This window comes from Cyanobium sp. Cruz CV13-4-11 (genome assembly GCF_024346055.1).
Classification (GTDB): domain Bacteria; phylum Cyanobacteriota; class Cyanobacteriia; order PCC-6307; family Cyanobiaceae; genus Cyanobium.
This window is the reverse complement of the sequence record NZ_JAGQCH010000003.1, coordinates 103,287-124,276: the sequence shown is the minus strand read 5'-3', so window position 1 is coordinate 124,276 and position 20,990 is coordinate 103,287. Positions and strand designations below refer to the sequence as shown.

Here is a 20,990-nt window from a genome sequence, read left to right as displayed (position 1 = left end):
GCTTCTCTTTGAATTGCTTGCTTGGGCCTGTTCTTTGTGGACAGGCCCTTTTTGCTGGAAGGGAGACTTCAACGCTAACCAGGTCTTGCCGAAGGTTTCCAACACCGCTTTTGCTTGAGAAGAAGAACTCAGTCGCTAAGAACAGCGGGCACAGGGCCTGTGGATCATCCGCTCTGCCGCAGCTGTCCCCAGATGACAGGGCTGAAGCGACCGTGACCGGCGCCCGTTTCTGATCGGATGCGAGCTTCCGGCTAAGCTGGCTTGGATTTCAAACCGTCAGCGTGGCCCTGTCCTGGGCCGGGAGCTCCCTGCACCCACGGGCGTCCAGCGCGCCACTTCAACCCTTGAATGCACTGAAAACTCCATGACCAAAACGGCTCTGATCACCGGGATCACCGGTCAGGACGGTTCCTACCTTACGGAGTTGCTCCTGGAGAAAGGGTATGTGGTGCATGGAATCAAGCGGCGGGCCAGCAGCTTCAACACCACCCGGATCGACCACCTTTACCAGGACCCCCACGAACAGGATCCTCGGCTGGTTCTGCACTATGGGGATCTGACGGACTCCACCAACCTGATCCGGATCGTTCAGCAGATCCAACCCGATGAGATTTACAACCTCGGAGCCCAGAGCCACGTGGCGGTGAGTTTTGAAAGTCCCGAATACACAGCCAATTCCGATGCCCTGGGCACACTGCGAATTCTAGAAGCTGTTCGCATCCTCGGGCTGACAGAAAAAACCCGCATCTACCAGGCCAGCACCAGTGAGCTCTACGGCCTGGTGCAGGAGATCCCCCAGAAAGAAACCACGCCCTTCTATCCCCGGAGCCCCTACGGCGTGGCCAAGCTCTACGCCTACTGGATCACGGTCAATTACCGGGAGGCCTACGGCATGTACGCCTGCAATGGCATTCTGTTCAACCACGAAAGTCCCAGACGGGGCGAAACCTTCGTGACCCGGAAGATCACCCGGGGGCTGGCGCGTATCGACGCCGGTCTTGATCAGGGTCTGTTCATGGGCAATCTCGATTCCCTTCGCGACTGGGGACACGCCAGGGATTACGTCGAGATGCAGTGGCGGATGCTGCAGCAGGACCACCCTGAAGACTTCGTGATCGCCACGGGTCGCCAGGAATCGGTGCGACGGTTCATTGAGCTCACCGCCGAGGAACTGGGTTGGGGCGGGATTGTCTGGGAAGGCACGGGGGTTGAGGAGACGGGCGCCCGCCGCGACACAGGCGCCACCGTGGTGCGCATCGACCGTCGCTACTTCCGCCCTGCGGAGGTGGAGACCCTGCTCGGGGATCCGACGCGGGCGCGCGAACGGCTGGGTTGGACGCCCACCACCACCCTGGAAGAGTTGGTGGCCGAAATGGTCGCCACCGACAAGGAGGAAGCCGCCAAGGAGGCCACCCTGCGCCGGGAGGGCTTCAAGGTCGTCGGCTGCATGGAGAATCCCCCCCAGGTCGGACTCAAGACCGCACCGTGAGGAGAGATCCGAAACGCCGCTATGGTCAGGTCTGTGACCAGCTCTCGCCGAAGAGAATCACGGCAGGAACGGTGCCGTCAACAGAGATTTACCACCTCGCGCAAGGGCCCAGCGGCCTGAGGCATTCCCCATGCTGATTTCACCGAACGATCGGATCTTCATCGCCGGCCATCGCGGCATGGCCGGCTCAGCCATCACCCGACGCCTCAAGTCGGAAGGCCACCAGCAGCTGCTCACGGTGGGCCGTACGGAGCTGGATCTCATGGATGGCCCTGCCGTGGCGGCGTGGTTCGCCGACCAGCGGCCCGATGTGGTGGTGCTGGCGGCCGCCAGGGTGGGCGGCATTCTGGCCAACTCCACCTACCCCGCCGATTTCCTGCTCGACAACCTCAAGATCCAGCAGAACGTGATCGAGAGCGCCTGGCGGCAGGGCACCCGGCGCCTGCTGTTCCTGGGCAGCAGTTGCATCTATCCCAAACTCGCCGATCAACCAATCCGGGAGGACGCCCTGCTCGGCGGGCCGCTCGAGCCCACCAACGAGTGGTATGCGATCGCCAAGATCACCGGCATCCAGCTGTGTCGTGCCCTGCGCCAACAGCATGGCTTCGACGCCATCAGCCTGATGCCCACCAACCTCTACGGCCCCGGAGACAACTACCACCCCACCAACAGCCATGTGCTGCCCGGCCTGATCCGGCGTTTCCAGGAAGCCCGGGAAGCCGGAGCCGAGGAGGTCGTGTGCTGGGGGAGCGGCCGACCACGCCGCGAATTCCTCCACGTCTACGATCTGGCGGCTGCGGCGCTGTTCTGCCTGCAGCACTGGCAACCGGGCCCCGAGGAAAGGCCGTACATCAATGTGGGGACAGGAACAGACGTGAGCATTCAGGAGCTGGCCACGATGGTGGCCGAAGCGGTGGGTTTCCGAGGCCGAATCAGCTGGGACACGTCCAAACCGGACGGGACTCCGCGCAAGCTGCTGGACGTCAGCCGCCTGGCTGCCCTGGGCTGGCGATCCGCGATTCCTCTGCAGGAAGGATTGCAGCGCACCGTGGCGGAGTTCGTCAGCCAGCGGTCCAGCGGCGCTGAGGTGCGGCTGTGAGGGTCCTTGTCACTGGAGGAGCCGGCTACATCGGCAGCCATGCCGTCAGGGCCCTGACCCGGGCGGGTCACCAACCCGTGGTTCTCGACAACCTGGTCTATGGCCATGCCGACATCGTCGAAAAAACCCTGAAGGTTCCCCTGGTGCTGGGCCAGGTTGGCGACCGCGAAGTGCTGGAGCCGCTGCTGCGCGGCCGCCATCCCGCCCTCGATGGGACGGCGCTGGAAGGCAAGCCCATCGAGGCCGTTCTCCACTTCGCCGCCTACGCCTATGTGGGTGAATCCGTCAACGATCCAGCCAAGTACTACCGCAACAACCTGGGCGACACCCTCACCCTGCTGGAGGCGCTGGTGGCCACCGAGCGTCCGTTGCCGATCGTCTTCTCCTCCACCTGCGCCACCTACGGCATTCCCCAACAGGTCCCGATCACCGAAGACCATCCCCAGGCTCCGATCAACCCCTACGGCCGCAGCAAGTGGATGGTGGAGCAGTTGCTCACCGATTTCGCGGCGGCCTATGGCCTGCCCAGCGTCATCTTCCGCTACTTCAACGCCGCCGGTGCCGATCCCGACGGCGACCTGGGGGAGGACCACGATCCCGAAACCCACCTGATCCCGAGGGTGCTCGACACCATGAGCGGCCGGGAGCCCTATCTGCAGATCTTCGGCGACGATTACCCCACCCCGGATGGCACCTGCATCCGCGACTACATCCACGTGGCCGATCTGGCCGATGCCCATGTGCTGGGCCTGGAGAGGCTGCTGCGGCTACGGGAGCGGGAGGAGGCCGAGCGCAAACCCCTGATCTTCAACTTGGGCAACGGCACCGGGTACTCGGTCCAGCAGGTGATCGAAACCGCCAAGGCCGTGACCGGTCGCGGCCTGCTCGCCCACGTGGCCAGACGGCGGGAGGGTGATCCTCCCCAGCTGGTGGCCGGCGCCTCCCGCGCCCACCAGGAACTGGGCTGGCGGCCCCGTTTCCCCGAACTGGGATCGATCATCGAGCACGCCTGGGCCTGGCATCTGAAGCGTCACCAGGGTTGAGTCCCCCACGCACCGGCCAGGGCCTGGCCAAGGGCTCGCCGATGAAGACACCCTGGCCAGGCATGGCCACGCTGCGCCAGTAGCTCTCGATCAAGGTGTCACCACGACGGTAGTAGGTGAGCAGCAGGCCGGGATCGGAGAACTTGGCCGGGAAATTGCATGGCTCCACCACGGTGCCGTAGCTGCCGGTGGCACCGGCCTCAAGCCAACAAAGCGCACTCATCTGCGGACTGTCGGTCAGCTTCCCGCCGAAGGACGTGAGATGGTCGGCGACCGCTCCCGGCCGGAAGCGGTTGGTGCGGATCCCCACGGGGAAGGCCATTCCGGTGAAGTAAGCCATGACGTCCTGGGCTCCCACCAGTGCATCGGAAGCGACGACCCTGACCCGGAACCGTGGTCCCATGGCCGCCACGACCCGGCCATAGCCGGCGGCCCTGGTGTTGCGCCTGGGGTCCCCGGTGCTCAACAGGTAAGCCGTCCCATCAGGCGCCGTGCCATCGGAAGCCACACCTTTCTGGATGAAGCGCCTGGCCATCGCAGGACTGGTCGCCGCCAGCAGCATGCTGGGCCGAATTCCCAGCTGATCCCAGGGACGGCGCACATCGCCACGGGCAAACAGGGGACTCAGGGCGGTGGTCCGGCAACCGCTGGCACAGAAGCGGGAATCCAGGCCGAAGGTGAAGGCACTGGTGATCGACTGGCACCCGACCCGATAAGGGGCGGCCCAGGCCAGTGCATAGACCTGGACATGACCTGGGGTCCGGCTGTCCACGGCCCGCTTGATTCGGCGGAAGTCTGCTGGACTCAACGCCGCTGTCCTGGGGGAGAAGCGCACCCGGATCACCTGATCAGCGGGAATCAGGCGGGCGCCCTGGTAGGCACGGCCGATGGTCTCACTGAGGGGATCGGCGGCGTTGATGATGATGGCCAGGTGCCGATGGTCGAGAGGACCATCCGCGGAGGCCCTGCTGCCGATGGGCCGCGACCGGCGCGGAAGGGTCTCGCTGGCGGCCAAGGCCAGCAGCAGCAACAGCGAAAGAGAGGCGGAGAGCCGGCGCCGGAGGGGGGTCGACAGCCGTCCACGGAACGACCCAGCGGCCATGGGAAGGGGGAGAAGGCTGGCCGACGCGGCGGCGGAAAGCCCGGCGACCTGGCGGAATCAGTGGACTCTGGGAAACCGGCGAGCGGGGAGAGGCCAGGCTTGGGGCCGGTTCTGGAACTCGTACCAAGGGTTTGGAGGGAGTCCCACCGCCAGCTCCAGCCTGGGGATAAAGCTGATCGTAGGTCGAGGCACAACATTGGTGCAGGCTGCCGATGACGACCTAGATTTGAGATCGAGTGGCTTTGCTGATCCCCGGTTGCAGACTGACCATGTGCCCAAACCCTGTTCAGGGACCCTGATCAATCGATACAATCGGATGCGCCACTGACAAAAACTTGCCAACCAGAGGCCTTCATCCGTTGAAGCTTTACTCTTGACTTGAACGTTTCAGATCCCTTTCTGCCTCGCCGTTGATGCCGTTTCTCCATCGCATCGCCAGACGTCTCCCCAACTCCCTGCTTACTCCTTTCACTGACCAGAGACCTGCCGCGCGCCTGATTCGGCAATCGGCGAAGAAGAACTGGAAGTTGCTGGCGCTGAATTTTTTCACCAGCCTGGCCGCAAGCCTCAGCGAGGGCGCCACCCTCGGGATCATCTTTCTCTCGGTGAGCCTGATCAGTGCTCCGGAGAACAGCGATTGGAGCAAAATATCGGTCCTTGGATTCCTGAACCAGCTCCCCTGGCTCCAGGACTGGCTCAGCGCAACCCTCAGCACCCGCACAGGGCGCGATGGAATCTTCGTGCTTCTGCTGGCCACCGCCGTGGCTCTGCAGGGCCTGATGGCGGCGACCAGCTATGTGAACAGCATCAGCAGCGACGTCATCGGAGCCCGGATGGGCGCGGAAATCACCACCAAGCTGAACGATCGGGTGATGTCGCTGAGTTTCGGCTGTGCCAGTCGATACAGGGTCGGCGACCTGTTGACCTACGTGAGCGCCGGTGGCAGCACCGTACAGAAGGAGATCTCTCTGGCCAATGGGCTGGTGATGAACAGCCTCCAGTTGCTGATCTATCTGGTCATCCTGGTGGCCATTTCTCCATGGCTACTGCTGGTGGCCTTTGCCATGGCCGCCGTCATGCAGACGGTTCAGAAACTGCTGCTGCCACGCATTCGCAGGAATTCACGGGAGCTGCAGATCGTGGGTGTGGAGCTCTCCAGCCACCAGAATGAGCAGGTTCAAGGCCTCCGGTTGCTGCACAGCACGGGCCAACTGGAGAGCTCAAGAAGCAAGTTGAATGGGTTGCTCGATGAAAACAAGCGCCTGTCGATACGACATAGCAAACTCTCTAACTTGGTGCAGCCAATTTCCAACATGCTGCCGATCATCTCCATCGCCCTGATCGCGGCCCTCAGTCTGTTGATTTTCAAGGATCGCAGCAGCGGCGTGCTGCCAAGCCTGGTCACCTTCATCATTGCCCTTCAGAGGCTCAATCAGCGTGTCGGCAGTCTGACAGGACTGGCAACGGGCTTTGCCGCCAACAGCGCCAATGTGGAGCGCCTCAACGATATTCTTCGTGACGATGACAAAGATTTCGTCAGATCTGGAGTAATGCCATTTACGGCCCTCCAAAGTGGAATTCAGCTCGATGATGTTTCGTTGCAATACAGCCCGGATCTCCCTCCAGCCCTCTCCTCAATCCAGCTCAGGATCGACCGCGGCCAGACCGTGGCCTTGGTCGGCTCCAGCGGGGCCGGCAAGAGTTCCATTGCCGATCTTCTGACGGGTCTGTACGAACCCACAGGAGGGAGGATTCTGATTGATGGCGAAGATCTTCGAGATCTCAAACTCTCCAGTTGGCAGCAACGCCTTGGTGTCGTCAGCCAGGACACCTTTCTCTTCAATGCCAGCATCGCCAGCAACATTGGCTTCGGTGTCAACAGGGCGTCCCTCGACGACATCAAGGACGCGGCCGCCAAGGCTCAGGCCGCAGGCTTCATTGCCGACCTTCCCGAGGGGTACGAAACAAAAATCGGTGAACGTGGCTACCGCCTCAGCGGCGGGCAGCGCCAGAGGATCTCGCTGGCCAGGGCGATTCTGCGCAAACCTGAACTGCTGATTCTGGATGAAGCCACCAGCGCCCTGGACAGTCAGAGCGAGCGTCTGGTGCAGCAGGCGATTGAACAGTTCGAATGCCAGCATACCGTACTGGTCATCGCCCACCGTCTGAGCACAATCGTCAATGCCGACGTCATCTGCGTGATGTCCGAAGGAAGGATTCTGGAGCGGGGTCGACACCACGAGCTGCTGGCCCAGTCAGGGCTGTATGCGAAACTCTGGGGTGACCAGTCCAAACATCCACAACAGTCGTCCAAGGCCGCAACACCCGTCTGATGGTCATTGACGCACCACGCATGAATCGCCCCGACCCAGGGCATTCACCGATTCGATCATTGACCAAGGCGTTGCCCGTCGCGATGGCAGCCCTGAGATTATCATTGCCTGCACGATCGACAACAACTACATTCGGCACTGTGCCGTGATGCTGAAATCCCTTCAGCTTTCAAATCCGACTGAATCGATCAGTATCTACATCCTCCACGATGTCATTGATGCCAGTGAACGTGCTCGACTGGCTGCCTATCTCGGTGGTTTTCTGCCGTCGGTTTCCTTCATTCAACTTGATGAGGAGATGTTTTCAGGGTTTCCGGTCTTCGGCCACATCACCCTGGCAACCTATTTCCGGTTATTGCTGCCAGCGGCCCTGCCCCACGCCGTGGAGAAGGTTCTCTATCTAGATTCTGATCTCATCGTGGTCGACTCGCTTCGTGCACTCTTGGAATCTGACCTTGGGGAGAACAGCATCGGCGCCGTGGAGGAACACAACCAGGAGTTTGACCGCAATCGCCTGGGCCTTGCCGAGGGTTCGTTGGTATTCAACGCCGGAGCCATGCTGATCGATCTCGGCCGCTGGCGCAGGGAAAACATCCTGGCCACCGGTCTGGAATTTGCCCGCACCCATCCCGAGCGCATCAAGCACTGGGATCAGGACGTGCTCAATTCTCTGCTTGAAACCCGCTGGCTTCCCTTCGACTGGCGCTTCAACGCCCTTCCCCATCTCTGGATGCATCCGGAGTATTCCGATGTCAGCACCCCGCTGGGCCAGCAGGCGGAGCTGGCCAGGGCCAACCCCGCCGTGATCCACTTCGCTGGGTCCGGAGTGGCCAAGCCCTGGCACCATCGCTGCACCCATCCCTGGCGCCAGCGCTACCTGGAGATTCGCCAGCAGACACCCTGGGCCAACCTCCCCCTGGAGGAGGCCCCCAGCACCTCCCTGGCCGATCGCCTCGGGTCGCTGCGCTTCCGCCTAAAAAGTGCGGGCAAACGGATGCTCGGCAGGCCGAGGCCCTAGGGACCCATGACCATCCAGCTCGGCGATCACCGGCTCACCTGCATTGGTTACTGCGGCACGACGGAGGCGGACCTGCTGGGACGCTTTCTGCGAGAAGGAAGCCGTGCCCTTGTCGCCATGGAAGGGGAGTTCACCCTGGTGATCGAGACCGACGCCGGCGACGTGACGGTGGTCACATCGCCCGTCGGGGCCACGCACTATTACTACCTCGAGCGCAACGGCCGCCTCTTCCATGGCGACCAGGTGGCGGAGATCCGGCGCCGCAGCGGACTGGAGTGGCGCTGGAACTGGCAGGCCCTCGGCGATCTCTGCCAGCTGGAGAACCTGACCGACAACCAGACGCTCCACCCCGAGATCCATCGCGTCCCCCCCGGCAGCGTCCTGCACTTCACCGACGGGCGCGTGGCGCTCCGGTCCGAGTCGGTCCTTGATCGGATCCCGGCGGCCCCCGCTGACCCGGACGCCGCCGTCAACGCTCTCAATGCCGCGGTGCTGCGGCTGGCGGGGGATAACCCCCACCTGTCGCTTTCGGGCGGTTTCGATTCGAGGGTGATCCTGGCGTCGATGCTGCACCAGGGGCTGCGCCCCCATCTGATCACCATGGGACGGGAGGAGGCCACCGACGTGCAGGTGGCCCGCCACATCGCCCGCCGCTTCGATCTGCCCCACCAGCTGATCCACCTCGATCTGGAGGAATTCTTCACCCACGCGCCCAGCATCTCCAGCCTCACCAACGGCACCAAGACCGCCTGGCACTGGCACACCTTTCTGTATCCCCTGAAGGCGGCGATTCCCGCCGACGCCACGTTCTTTGTCGGCACCCTGGGGGAATTCGCCCGTACCTACTACTTCGACCGGGGCTGGCTCGGCCGCCTCGCGTCCGTGGCCCCCGAAGCCGCCCTGGGCCAATTCTGGCGCCTGAAAGTGGAGCGTCACCTCAGCTTCTCCGCCGAGGAACTGCGTCATCTGGCCCCGCCGCTGGCCGCCCAGTTGATGCCGGAGGGTCGCCGCCAACGGGCCGCCAGGCTTGCCGGCTTCTGTCGGGGAGGGTTCCTTGAAGGCCTGACCCGCTACTACTTCGAGCAACGTGTGCCCAACTTCTACGCGAACGGCATCCGCATGTACCGGGCCTCCAGCGCCTGGCGGTCCCCCTTCCACGACCGCCGCTGGATCGAGGCGATCTGGAATCTCCCCGATGGTTGGAAGCTGGGCTCCAACTGGCACCGCCATGCCATCGCCCGCAACTGCCCCGAGCTGCTCAGCTTTCCCGAGGAGAACGGTTTCGACCGGCGCCGCATGCTGGCCAAGGCCCCTCCCCTCTACTGGACGCCGCCCATGCGGAGGGCCCGGTACATCAGCTACGACCTCAGCGCCGACTGGTACCGCGACCCCCGCATGCACACCTTCCTGCTGGCGCACGGCGGGCTGATCGACGACCTGGTGGATCCGGAGCTGCTCAGCCGGATTCTGGACGCCCATCGCAACGGCACCGACAGGACCCGAACCCTTGCCTTCCTGCTGACCCTGATCTTCTGGAAGCAGGTGATCACCCCATGAGGGTGCTGTTCGTTTCCCACATGGCCACCCGCAGTGGCGCCCCGCTGCTGCTGCTGTGGCTGTTGCGCTGGCTGATGCAACACGAGCGCGGCATCGAAGCGTCGGTGGTGCTGATGAGCGATGGTCCCCTGCGTCCCGATTTCGAAGCCCTGGCGCCCACCGTGGCCTGGAGCCGGCCGCTCTTCCAACCCCTGCTCGAGCGGCTCGCCGCCAGGCTGGGCAGGGGGCAGGCCAGCAGTCCCGACGGCCTGCTGGAGGCGGCGGTGAAGCGCCACAAGCCCGACCTCATCTATCTGAACACCCTGGTCCTGGGCCAGCACCTGAAGGGCCTCAGCGCCGACCCGAGCCGGCCGGCCTGCCTCACCCACGTCCACGAGCTCGAGACCACACTCGCCACCATGAGCACCCCTGAGGCCGTGGCCCGCCAGCTGGCCCTCTCCAGCGGTGTGGTGGCCTGCGCCGAAGGGGTCAGGCAATCCCTCCACATCCACCACGGCCTCCCCCTGGATCGCTGCTCAGTGATTCCGGGTTTCCTTCCCCTCTCGCCCCCCGGGCACGGCCGGGCCCAGGATGCCCTGCTGGAGCCGCTGGAGACGGCCCTTGCCGCAGGCAGCTTCGTGTTCGGCTTCGCGGGACAGGCGATTCCCCGCAAGGGCTTCGACCTCTTCCCCCTCCTGGTGCGGGAATGCGAGCAGATCTTCGCCGGCAAGCCCTTCCTGGCCGTGTGGCTCGGGGCCTCGCCCCAGCAGGAGGCGGTGATCCTGGCCCGGCGTGATCTGCAACAACTGGGCCTCGAGCACCGCGTCCTGCTGCTGCCACCGATGCCCTCCGGCATCGACGTGATCAGGCGCTATGCCGTCCACGGGCTGCTCTCTCGCGAAGATCCTTACCCCCTGGTGGCCCTGGAGGCCGCCGCCTCATCGGTGCCCACGATCTGTTTCGAAGGGGGCGGCGGCATGGTGGAGTTCGTGGCCGATGGCTGCGGCATCGCCGTGCCCTATCTCGACCTGGAGGCCTTCGCCGCCGCCCTGCTACGGCTCAGCAACGACCAGGAAACGCGCCGACGCCTGGGGGAACGCAGCCAGGCCAGGGTGCTGCGGGAGTCCAGCATCGATGACGTGGCTCCCCAGCTGCTGGCGTCCATGGAACGTGCCATGGCGGCCGGATCCCAGCATGGTTGACATGCCCCTGCCAAGCTCCCGACCGCTTTACGGTTGGCCCGAGGGCGGGTCGATCGCCGTGCCGGAACGGTTCAGCGCCGATCCACAGCGACCCCTGTTCTCGATCGTCATCCCCACCCTCAACCAGGGGGACTTCATCGAGGACACCCTGCTCTCGATCCTCTGGCAGGGCTACGACAACGTCGAGATCATCGTGGTGGACGGGGGCAGCACCGACGAAACCCCGGCGGTGCTGGAGCGGTACCGGCCGTGGATCAGCGTGCTCATCAGCGAGCCCGACAGGGGCCAGTCGGACGCCATCAACAAGGGATTCCGCCAGGCCAGCGGTTCGATTTTCGCCTGGCTCAACTCCGACGACTTCTATCTGCCCGGTGCCTTCCACACCGTGCTGGCCTGCTTCGCCGCCGACCCGGACGGCCGCTGGCTGATCGGCAGCGGCGACATCATCAGCGCCGACCAGCAGTTTCTGCGCCATGTGCCCGCCAGCGAGGGCTCCGAGCAGACCCTGCTGGCCATGGAGAACGGCTGCTTCCTGCTGCAGCAGAGCTGCTTCTGGAGCTCCTCCCTCTGGCAGGAGGTCGGAGGGCAGGTGGACGAGTCCCTGAGCCTGTTGATGGACTACGACCTCTGGTGGCGTTTTTCCCGGCGCTGCCGTGGCCTGGTCACCCAGGAGAAACTGGGAGCGATGCGCTACTACGCCACCGTGAAGACCCGGCGCCAGGGGGAACGCTTTCCGGCCGAACTGGCCACCATCTACGCCCGTTACGGGGCCAGCGAGCCGCTGGAGCGGCTGGTGCAGCGGCTGCTGAAGGAGAAATCCGCCCTCGGCGAGCGCCTTCAGGTCCTGGAACGTCAACTGCCGGTGCGGCTGTTAAAGCGGCTGCGGCTCCTCCCCAGACCATGAGCACACCCGAACTGTTCGTCGGCATCACCAGCTGGAACAGCGAGCTGTTCCTGCCCCATTGTCTGGAGGCACTCCAGGCCACCACCGGGGGCCTCGACACCGAGATCTGCGTCCTGGACAACGACTCCACCGACCGTTCGGTGGCGATCGCCCGGGAGCGGGGTGCCGACGTGGTGCAGCGATCCTGCAGCCAGCCAGAAGCGCTCAATACCCTGCTGGGCCGCTCCCGCTCCCCCTACACCCTGCTGTTGCATGCGGATGTGATCCTGCTGTCCCAGCAGTGGTTCAGCCTCTGCCGTTCCCGTCTCACCGAAGGCGTGGCGCTCGTATCCCCCCAGGACATCGGCTGCGGACCGCTCACCCGTCCCTTCGGTGCCGGCATGCCGGAAAGCTCCTTCCTGCTGATGCACACGGCGCGGTTCCGTCGTTGCCGGAGGCTCCACTGGCGACGCAAGGGGCGCTGGCCGCGGCCCCGCTTTGACGTCGACTTCCACGCCCCCCACATCACCCACCACCTGCCCCAGGAGCTCCAGAGGCAAAAGCTCACCTGGGTGCCCATGGACGTCTACGTCTCCAACCGGGCCAGCGAGCCGCTGTTCACGCCCGCCTCCCCACCGGCGGTCTGGAGCGAGGAGCTGGCCTACCTGCGCTACGGCCTCGGCAACTTCTACGGCCTCGACGGCACGATCACCCACTACCACAACTGGTACGACCGGATCGCCGCCCGGGAGAAGAGCGAAACGGCGCCGACCCCGGGCCGCAAGGATTTCCCGGTGGACTTCATCCGCTCCTACACGCACCGCCTGCTGGAGGACTACGGCTCCGGCAGGCTGGAGCTGCCCACCGACCTCAGCACCACCCGCACCCCCCGAGCGCTTTAGCCCCATCCCTTCCTCCATGACCGGTCCCTCCTCGCCACGGCCGATCGCCGCCCACTTCCTGCTGGTGCCGGAGCTGCTGCATTCGCCCCCCAATGAGGCGATCATCTCCGCCCTGCTGGAGAACGGCTACGATATCCATGTCTTCGCCCCCGGGCCCTGCGGCAGCACCGCCCCCTACGGCGAAAGGGTCAGCACCCATCCGGTGGCCTATTCGATGCGCTGGCTGCTGGGCCAGGCCTGGCGCCCGCGCTGGCGCCGCTACAGCTGCTTTTCGGGCACCACGGAGGATCCGATCGCCGTGGTGGGGGTGCTGGCCCGCCTGCACCGCCGCCCCTGCTTCGTGCTGGGCGATGAGATCCGCGCCGGCAGCTACCGCGGTCCCCGCTCGAAACGCTGGAAGCAGCTCTGCCTGGACGCCTACCGGCGGGCGCGCTTCACGATCGTCAACGACACCCACCGGGTGCCGCTGGTGCGCGACTACGCCGGCCTGCCGCCGGCCCAGGCGGTGCTGGTCTACCCGGGCTGCTTCCGCAATCCTCCGGAGCGGGATCTGGCCCTGCGCCAGCAGCTGCGCCAGAGCTGGGGCCTGGCGCCGGACGCCCTCACCCTGGCCATCTCCGGGGGGTTCAACCTCACCGCCGGCGCCGACTGGCTGCTCGACGCCCTGCACGAGGATCCGGCCCTCTGCGCCGTGATCCAGCCCCTGGGGGTGGATCCCCTGGCCCTTTACCTGCTGCGGCGCCTGAGCCTGGGGGGCCGGCTCCACATCGAGACGGGCCGGCTGTCCTGGCAGGAGGCCTGGCGATCGGCCGTCGGCTACGACATCGGTCTGGCCGTCTACACCAATCCGGCGCCCCAGTTCCAGGCCATGGGCGTCAGCTCGAATCGGCTGTGCATGTACCTGGCCATGGGCGTGCCGGTGATCTGCAGCCGCCAGCCCAGCTTCCAGTTCGTGGAGGACTTCGGCTGTGGCGTGATGGTGGACGATGGCGCCGGCTTCCTGGCGGCGGCCCATCACCTCGGAGCCGACCTGGACGCCCGGCGTGAGGACTGTGCCCGCTGTTTTCACGATCACATCCGCCCCAAGGAGCGCTACCGCGCCCTTGTCGAGGCGATCGGCGCCCTGGGGCGCCCCTGAGGGAGCACCCACCACCGCCGCCATGAACCGCTCCTCCCTCAACCTGCGCCTCTACCTCGCCGCCCGGGCCGTGGTGCATGGCGGCCGTCGCCGCATCCCCAGAGTCCTGCTGCCGCCGCGGCGGCCCCTGGGGGATCGCTTCACGATCGCGATCACCACCTTCGAGGCCCGCTACGAGAGCTACTTCCGCCCCCTCTGCCTCGCGTTGCGACGCAGCTTCCCGGAGGTGCCGATCCTGGTGGCCGTCAACGGCCACGGCAATCAGGCCAGCCAGGGCCGTTATCTGGAGAGGATCTGCGCTGAGCTGGCCAACGGCGAACCGCCCCATCGCCGCTTCCTGCTGCACGATCGGGTGGTGGGGCTCTGCCAGCTCTGGAACGAGCTGCTCCAGGCCAGCCCGACGGCCACCACCCTGGTGCTCAACGACGATCTGCGCATCGACCCCTTCCTGCGGCGCTGGGCCGAAGCCATGGACTGGGAGTCGGTGGACCTCAGCCTGCTGAACAACACCTGGTCCCACTTCGCCATCGGCCGCCGCTGCTGGGAGCGGATCGGCGCCTTCGACCAGAGCTTCAGCGGCATCGGCTTCGAGGACATGGACTACACCGCCCGGGCCTGCCTCGCGGGGGTGCGGATCGGCGGAGTGGCCTGTCCCTATCTGCACCATGCGAACGACCAGCCCGCCACCACCTCCTTCGACGGTCAGTCGGAACGGGTCTGGGGCAAGTACACCTCCGCCAACCAGGAGAGCTTCTTCCGCAAATGGGAGGGCTGCCCGGCCCCGGAGGGCACCTACATCCGCCAGCTGGGCCACCACGTGCGCGCCGTCGCCCCCCTGACGCCCCTGCCCGTGCCGCCCCTGAACGCCGGTGGGCCTGGGATCGTGTACCTGGACCGAACGCCATGAAGGTGCTGGTGCTCGCCCCCTCCGCCTACCTGCTCGGTGGCGTTCAGGACTGGCTGGCCAACCTGGTACCGGGGCTGCGGGCCGGCGGACTCGACGTGACCGTGGCGGTGCCCGACGGCGACCATCACCGCCATGGCCCCTACGCCCGGGCCTATCCGGCCCTGGCGGCCCAACCGCTCACCAACCCCAGCGGCAGCGCCGAGGGCAGGATCCGTGCCATCGCGACGCTGCTGGAAAGGCTGGATCCCCAGCTCGTGCTCGGGGTCAATCTGGTCGATCTCTACCCCGCGGTTCAGCGGGCCCGGCGGCGCAGGAGGTTCCACGGACGGGTGGTGATGACACTCCACGCCCTGCAGACGGAGTACTTCGACGACCTGCGGCGCCACGGCGCCGGCATCGATGCGGTGATCGCCACCAATCAGCTGGCCTGCCGGCTGGCGAGCGAGCGGGGCGGCATGACCCCCTCCCGGGTGCTCTACGCCCCCTACGGCGTGCCGGTGCAGCCCTGGCGGCCCCCCGACGGCGATCCGGCCACCACCTTGAAGCTCGCCTGGGTGGGCCGGTTGGAACAGGCCCAGAAACGGGTGCACGATCTGCCGCTGCTGCTGAGGGAGCTGCAGACCCTGGCCATCAACGTGGAGCTCAGCATCGCTGGTGACGGCGAGGAGCGCCCGGCCCTGGAGCGGTCCCTGGCGCCCTGGATCGAGGGCCGCAAGGTGCGATTGCTTGGCCACGTCGACCAGCACAGGCTGGCGGACGAGATCTACGGCCATCACCATGCCCTGGTGATCACCTCCGCCTGGGAGACGGGCCCCATCGTGGCCTGGCAGGCCATGGCCAGCGGCATGGCGGTGGTGAGCAGCCGCTATGTGGGGTCGGGCCTGGAGGGGGCCCTGGAGCACGACGTCACGGCCCTGCTGTTCCCCTGCGGCGATGGGGCCGCCGCCGCCACCCAGCTGGCTCGGCTGCGTCAGCCGCAGCTGCTGGAACGGTTGTCCAGGGCCGGTCATGCCCTGGTGGCCGGGCGCTACAGCGAGGGGGCCTCCCTGGAGGCCTGGCGGCAGGCGCTCGTGCAGGCGATGGCGCTCCCTCCGCTGGCGGCGGGCCCACCGGAACCGACGCCGGCCCCGGCCGGGCGGCTGGATCGCTGGCTGGGTCAGCGCCGCGGCGAGGATCTGCGCCAGCTGTTGGGGCAACGCTTCCGCCATGGCAGCGCCGGCAGCGAATGGCCCCATTCCGGTGGGGCGGGCGATGGGGCGGCGGAAGCGGAACTGCTGGCGGCGGCGGGCCGCCTCGATCATCCCGATGATCCCCATGGCTGAAGCAGCAGGAGCCTCCCGGAAGGAGCGGCTGGGCGTCTGGCTGAAGGAGCGGCTGCGCTACGAGTGGTTGCTGCGCCGGCCCGCACCGGCCCAGCTGGCGATCGCCAACCGCAACGAGCGGCTGGAGGCGGCCCCCGATGGCGAAGGCCAGGCCTGTCTGTGGCGCTTCACCTCCCGCCTGCATGCGCCACGCCTGCAGCCGGAGCTGGGCAGGCGCCTGCTGGAGCGCTGCCTGGCCGCCGCGCCGGTCCGGCGCCGCAGCGCCCCCCCCTGGGACGAGGGCCCCCCGGAGCTGAGTGTGCTGATCGGCCACCGGGGCAGCGAGCGGCTGCCCCTGCTGCTGGCCACGCTGGAGTCCCTCGCCGCCCAGGAGGACGTGCGGCTGGAGTGCCTGGTGATCGAGCAGGACAGCGAGCCCCGCATCGCCGACCGACTCCCCTCCTGGGTGCGCCACATCCATGGCCCCCTGCCCGACCCCGCCGCCCCCTACAACCGCTCCCACACCTTCAACCTCGGCGCCCGCGAGGCCCGCGCCCCGGTGCTGCTCCTGCACGACAACGACATGCTCGTGCCGGCCGGCTACGCCCGCCGCCTGCTGGAGCGGATCGCCCGTGGCTACGCGGTGGTGAACCCGAAGCGGTTCGTTTTCTATCTCGATGCGATCCACAGCGCCTCGGTGCTCGCCGGTTCGGACAACTACGCGGAGCAGCCCGCCGAAGCGATCGTGCAGAACCTGGAGGCCGGGGGCTCGATGGCGATCACCGCCGAGGCCTATGCCGCCATCGGCGGCATGGACGAGGGCTTTGTCGGCTGGGGCGGCGAAGACAACGAGTTCTGGGACCGCTGTCTCACCCGGCCCACCTGGATCTGGGGCTACGAGCCGATCGTGCACCTCTGGCACCGCGGCCAGCCCCTCAAGCACCGAAATGACAACCCCAACCTGGAGCGGGCCCGGGCGGTGATGCGCCGGCCTGCCCTGGAGCGCATCGCCGCCCTGCGGCCCACGCCGGTGCCCGGGCTGGTGAGCACGATCATCCCGGTGCACAACCGCTCCGCCCTGCTGCGCGAAGCCGTGGACAGCGTGCTCGCCCAGGACCACCGTCCGATCGAGATCGTCATCGTCGACGACGGCTCCAGCGACGACACCGGCGCCGTGGCCGATGGCCTGGCCACCGCCCATCCGGCGCTCATCCGGGTGATTCACCAACCCAATGGCGGGCCCGGCGCCGCCCGCCAGCGGGGGCTCGACCACAGCCGCGGCGAATTCATCCAGTACCTCGACAGCGACGACCTGCTGCTGCCCGGCAAGTTCTGCGCCCAGGTGGCGGCCCTGGAGGGGTCTGCCGGAGCCCAGATCGCCTATGGCCCCGGCCTGGAGGAGGACCATTCCCGGCGGCCCGTCGAACGGCGCGGCCCGATGCGGGCCACCGGCCAGCACCTGGAGCGGCTGTTTCCCCGGCTGCTGCTGGAGCGCTGGTGGACCACCAGCTGTCCGCTGTATCGGCGCGAGCTGATCGATCGCATCGGCCCCTGGCAGCCCTGGATCAACGAGGAGGACTGGGAGTACGACGGCAGGGCCGGCGCCACCGATGCTCCCCTGGTGTGGGTGCCGGTGCCGGTTTCGGTGCGGCGGATCCATATGGGAGACGATCACCTCAGCGACCGGGGCCACCTCGACCCCCGCAAGCTGGGGGACCGGGCCAGGGCGCAGGAGTCCCTGCTGAGCAGCGCCCTGGCCGCCGGCGTCGACCGCCGCAGCCCCGAAATGGCACGGTTCTCCCGCTCCGCCTTCCTGCTCAGCCGCCAGTGCGGTGCCGCCGGAGCGGAGCAGGCCTCCCACCGGCTGTTCCAGCTCGCCCGACGGACCGGGGCCTGGCAGCGACGCCGGCGGCTGGAATTCGTCGGCTACAGGCTGCTCGCCGCCGCCCTGGGATGGGGCCGGGCGGCACGCCTGACCATGGGGGTCCGGACACGGCTGCTGGCCAGGACCCCGCCCAGGGAGGAACATGACCTGAGGTGATGCAGCAGCCTGTGGAGCATGAATCCGTCACGGCACCGCTGGTGTCGGTGGTGATGGGGGTTCGCAATGGCGGAGCCAGCCTCGCCGCCACCCTCGATTCCCTCACCAGCCAGGAGGGGGTGAATCTGGAGATCGTGGTGATCAACGACGGCTCCAGCGACGACACCGGCGTCCTGCTCGCCGCCCGTGCCGCCGCCGAGCCGCGCCTGCGGGTGCTGGAGCGGCAGGGCCGCGGTCTCACCCGCTCCCTGATCGAAGGCTGCCAGGTGGCCCGCGGCCGTTTCATCGCCCGTCAGGATGCCGGCGACATCTCCCTGCCGGGCCGGCTGCTGCGGCAGGTGCGCTGCCTGGAGGAGAACCCGGACGCCAGCCTCTGCTCCACCCATGTGCGGCTGGTGGTGCCGGAAGGGGCCACGGTCCGGGTGAACGCACTGAAGCCAGAGGAGCTTGCCGATGGACTCACCGGTCCCGCCGCCCACGGCTCAGTGATGCTGCGCCGCAGCGCCTACGAGCTCGCCGGAGGTTACCGGCCGATGTTCTACTTCGCCCAGGACATCGATTTGTGGAGCCGGATGGTGGAGGTCGGCAGCCACCTCGTGGTGCCAGAGGTGCTCTACGAGGCCACCCTCTCCCCCGGATCGATCAGCGGGTCGCGGCGCCAGGAGCAGGCGGCTTTCCACGCCCTGATCGTGGCGGCCACCCAGGCGCGCCGCAGCGGCCAACCGGAGGCGTCCGTCCTGGCCGAGGCGGAGGCCCTGAGCGACCGCTGCCGCAGCTCCAGGGCCCAACCCCGCCGGCAAGCCGATGGGGCCTACTTCATCGGTGCCTGCCTCAGCGCCGAGCGTCCTGACCTGGCCCGCCTCTATATGCGCCAGGCCCTCGCCCTCAACCCTTGGCACCTCAAGGCCCGGCTCAAGCTGGCCGCCTTGCCATGACCCTCAGCGTCGCGATTCCCACCTACGGCCGCGATCAGGTGCTGGTCGACAGCGTCGCCGCCCTGTTGGCCCTGGATCCACCCCCTTTCGAGCTGCTCGTCGTCGACCAGACGCCCCGCCACGATCCCGACTGCGAAGCAAGGCTGGGCGCCTGGCAGGCGGAGGGACGGATCAAGTGGCTGCGGCTGCCGGCCCCCTCGATCACCGGCGCCATGAACGTGGCCCTGCAGGAGGCCCGCGGCGAGCGGGTGCTGTTCCTCGACGACGACATCCTGCCGGACCCGGAGCTGCTCAACGCCCACGAACGGGCGGGCGGAGCCGACCCCAACGCGATGCTCGCCGGCCGGGTGCTGCAGCCCTGGCACCAGGGCCAGAGCGATCCGGAGGACGGGCCATTCCTGTTCAACAGCCTGCGGCCCCGCTCCGTGGAGGAGTTCATGGGGGGCAACGTGGCCATTCCCCGGCGGCTGGCCCTGGAGCTGGGGGGGTTCGACCAGAACTTCGTGCGGGTGGCCTACCGCTTCGAGGCTGAATTCGCCTTTCGCTGGCGCCAGGCCGGCCATCCGATCCAGTACGTGCCCGGCGCCCTGATCCACCACCTCAGGGCCGAGCGGGGCGGCACCCGGAGCTACGGCAAGCACCTCACAACGGTGAAGCCCGACCACGCCGTGGGGCGCTACTACTTTCAACTGCGCACCCAGCCCCTGCCGGCGGCGCTGGCAGGTTGCCTGCGGGGCTGGCTGGGATCGGTGCGGAGTCGTCACCATCTGCGCCATCCCTGGTGGATCCCCCCCACCCTGGTCGCCGAAGGACGCGGCCTGCTCTGGGCCCTGCGCCTGCAGAGGAAAGGGCCGGCCCTGCTGCCGACGCGCCGGAGCCGGCTGCTGATCGCCGGCAGCCATCCGATCCAGTACCAGACACCCCTGTTTCAGGCCCTCAGCACCGCCCCCGGCGTACGCAGCGACGTGCTCTATCTCACCCTTCCGGACGCCCGGACCCAGGGGCTGGGATTCGGGGTTTCCTTCGAGTGGGACGTGCCGCTGCTGGAGGGTTACGCCTGGCACGAAGCCACCAGCGGCCGGGGCCGCGGCATCACGTCCGGCTACCGGGGCGTCTGGCTGGCCCGCCCCCTGGGGGAGCTGGGGTTCGGTCCCGGCCGGGAGCGGCCCGATGCCCTGCTGCTGACCGGCTGGCACTTCCTGGGGATGGTGCAGCTGTTCAGCGCCGCCCGCCTGCAGGGCCTGCCGGTGCTGCTGCGCATGGATTCCAACGCCTTCCGCCCCAGACCCTGGCCCCTGACACTCGCCTACTGGTTCCTGTTCCGGGGGGTCTCGGTCGGCCTTCCCGTCGGCACGGCCAATGCCCGCTGGTACCGCCAGTTCGGTGTCCCCCAGAAGCGACTGGTGCCCTCCCCCCACTTTGTGGACAACGCCTACTTCAGCGAGCGGGCCGGCGCCCTGCGCCCCCGCCGGGAAGAGCTGCGCCAGCGCTGGTCCATCCCCCGGGAGGCCTTCTGCTTTCTGTTCGCCGGCAAGCTCCAGCCCAAGAAGCGCCCGTTCGACCTGCTCGAAGCGCTGCGGTTGCTGCTGGTGGATCCCCTGGCCCCGCCGGTGCATCTGCTGCTGGTGGGCACCGGTCCCCTCGAGGAGGGCTGCCGAGCACTGGCCGCCCAGCACCGCCTGCCGGTGAGCTTCGCCGGCTTCCTGAATCAATCCGAAATGCCGTCGGCCTATGCGGTGGCCGACAGCCTCGTGCTGCCCTCCGACCACGGCGAGACCTGGGGCCTGGTGGTGAACGAGGCCATGGCCTGCGGGCTGCCGGCGATCGTGAGCGACCAGGTGGGATGCGCCGAGGATCTGGTGATCGAGGGCCGCACGGGCCTGGTGAGCCCCGTCGGCCAGCCAGCGGCCCTGGCCGCCGCCCTCGGGCGGATGGCCGCCGATCCCGCCGCCGCCGCCCGCATGGGGGCAGCGGCCAAAGAGCTCGTCCAGGACCATTTCAGCGTGCGGAACGCCGCCGAGGGGATCCTGGCGGGGCTAGCCCTGCTGGAGCAGCGCTGAG

Annotated in this window: 16 protein-coding genes; 15 read left to right on the top strand and 1 reads right to left on the bottom strand. The window is 67.2% G+C overall.

Going from position 1 to position 20,990, the window contains the following annotated elements; translation table 11 throughout:
* Nucleotides 1–364: 364 nt before the first annotated feature.
* The 3 genes from gmd (at nt 365) to galE (ending at nt 3,631) form a co-directional block, all read left to right on the top strand.
* Nucleotides 365–1,489 (top strand): GDP-mannose 4,6-dehydratase, encoded by a 1,125-nt coding sequence (gene gmd, locus KBZ12_RS03660; protein ID WP_254956386.1) that lies wholly within the window; start codon nt 365–367, stop codon nt 1,487–1,489.
* A gap of 130 nt (nt 1,490–1,619) precedes the next feature.
* Nucleotides 1,620–2,588, top strand: coding sequence for a GDP-L-fucose synthase (locus tag KBZ12_RS03655; RefSeq protein WP_254956385.1), 969 nt, complete (start codon nt 1,620–1,622; stop codon nt 2,586–2,588).
* Nucleotides 2,585–3,631 (top strand): UDP-glucose 4-epimerase GalE, encoded by a 1,047-nt coding sequence (gene galE / locus KBZ12_RS03650; protein ID WP_254956384.1) that lies wholly within the window; start codon nt 2,585–2,587, stop codon nt 3,629–3,631. The genes KBZ12_RS03655 and galE overlap by 4 nt, the downstream gene beginning before the upstream one ends.
* Here the strand turns inward: galE and KBZ12_RS03645 are convergent.
* Entirely contained in the window at nt 3,585–4,733 is a 1,149-nt protein-coding gene (locus tag KBZ12_RS03645) for a TIGR03790 family protein (RefSeq protein WP_254956383.1), read from the bottom strand. The genes galE and KBZ12_RS03645 overlap by 47 nt on opposite strands.
* A 413-nt stretch (nt 4,734–5,146) precedes the next feature.
* Here KBZ12_RS03645 and KBZ12_RS03640 point away from each other — a divergent pair, with 413 nt between their 5' ends.
* Genes KBZ12_RS03640 through KBZ12_RS03585 form a run of 12 tightly spaced genes read left to right on the top strand, consistent with a single transcriptional unit; the run spans nt 5,147 to nt 20,989 of the window.
* Nucleotides 5,147–7,066 carry an ABC transporter ATP-binding protein gene (locus tag KBZ12_RS03640; RefSeq protein ID WP_254956382.1) on the top strand — a complete coding sequence of 640 codons (1,920 nt, stop codon included), beginning with the start codon at nt 5,147–5,149 and terminating at the stop codon, nt 7,064–7,066.
* Between the two features lie 55 nt (nt 7,067–7,121).
* Nucleotides 7,122–8,084: a glycosyltransferase family 8 protein gene (locus tag KBZ12_RS03635; RefSeq protein WP_315859283.1), complete on the top strand. Its 963-nt coding sequence runs from the start codon at nt 7,122–7,124 to the stop codon at nt 8,082–8,084.
* A 6-nt stretch (nt 8,085–8,090) separates the two neighbouring features.
* On the top strand, nt 8,091–9,641 hold the full coding sequence (locus tag KBZ12_RS03630; protein ID WP_254956381.1) for an asparagine synthase-related protein: 1,551 nt from the start codon (nt 8,091–8,093) through the stop codon (nt 9,639–9,641).
* The gene (locus tag KBZ12_RS03625) at nt 9,638–10,822 is read left to right on the top strand and encodes a glycosyltransferase family 4 protein (RefSeq protein WP_254956380.1); all 1,185 of its coding nucleotides are present in this window, start codon (nt 9,638–9,640) and stop codon (nt 10,820–10,822) included. The genes KBZ12_RS03630 and KBZ12_RS03625 overlap by 4 nt, the downstream gene beginning before the upstream one ends.
* A 1-nt stretch (nt 10,823) precedes the next feature.
* Nucleotides 10,824–11,726, top strand: coding sequence for a glycosyltransferase family 2 protein (locus KBZ12_RS03620; protein ID WP_254956379.1), 903 nt, complete (start codon nt 10,824–10,826; stop codon nt 11,724–11,726).
* Nucleotides 11,723–12,607, top strand: a complete 885-nt coding sequence (locus KBZ12_RS03615) for a glycosyltransferase (protein ID WP_254956378.1) — start codon at nt 11,723–11,725, stop codon at nt 12,605–12,607. Before KBZ12_RS03620 ends, KBZ12_RS03615 begins: the two co-directional genes overlap by 4 nt.
* A 16-nt stretch (nt 12,608–12,623) precedes the next feature.
* A complete protein-coding gene (locus KBZ12_RS03610) occupies nt 12,624–13,745 on the top strand; it encodes a hypothetical protein (protein ID WP_254956377.1) in 1,122 nt (373 codons plus the stop codon).
* A gap of 22 nt (nt 13,746–13,767) precedes the next feature.
* Entirely contained in the window at nt 13,768–14,652 is an 885-nt protein-coding gene (locus KBZ12_RS03605; protein WP_254956376.1) for a glycosyltransferase family 2 protein, read from the top strand.
* On the top strand, nt 14,649–15,974 hold the full coding sequence (locus KBZ12_RS03600) for a glycosyltransferase family 4 protein (RefSeq protein WP_261359773.1): 1,326 nt from the start codon (nt 14,649–14,651) through the stop codon (nt 15,972–15,974). The genes KBZ12_RS03605 and KBZ12_RS03600 overlap by 4 nt, the downstream gene beginning before the upstream one ends.
* Entirely contained in the window at nt 15,967–17,994 is a 2,028-nt protein-coding gene (locus tag KBZ12_RS03595; protein WP_254956375.1) for a glycosyltransferase, read from the top strand. Before KBZ12_RS03600 ends, KBZ12_RS03595 begins: the two co-directional genes overlap by 8 nt.
* Complete coding sequence (locus KBZ12_RS03590; RefSeq protein WP_254956373.1) at nt 17,994–18,929, top strand: glycosyltransferase family 2 protein; 936 nt, start codon at nt 17,994–17,996, stop codon at nt 18,927–18,929. The genes KBZ12_RS03595 and KBZ12_RS03590 overlap by 1 nt, the downstream gene beginning before the upstream one ends.
* Nucleotides 18,926–20,989, top strand: coding sequence for a glycosyltransferase (locus KBZ12_RS03585; protein WP_254956371.1), 2,064 nt, complete (start codon nt 18,926–18,928; stop codon nt 20,987–20,989). Before KBZ12_RS03590 ends, KBZ12_RS03585 begins: the two co-directional genes overlap by 4 nt.
* Nucleotide 20,990: the final 1 nt, after the last annotated feature.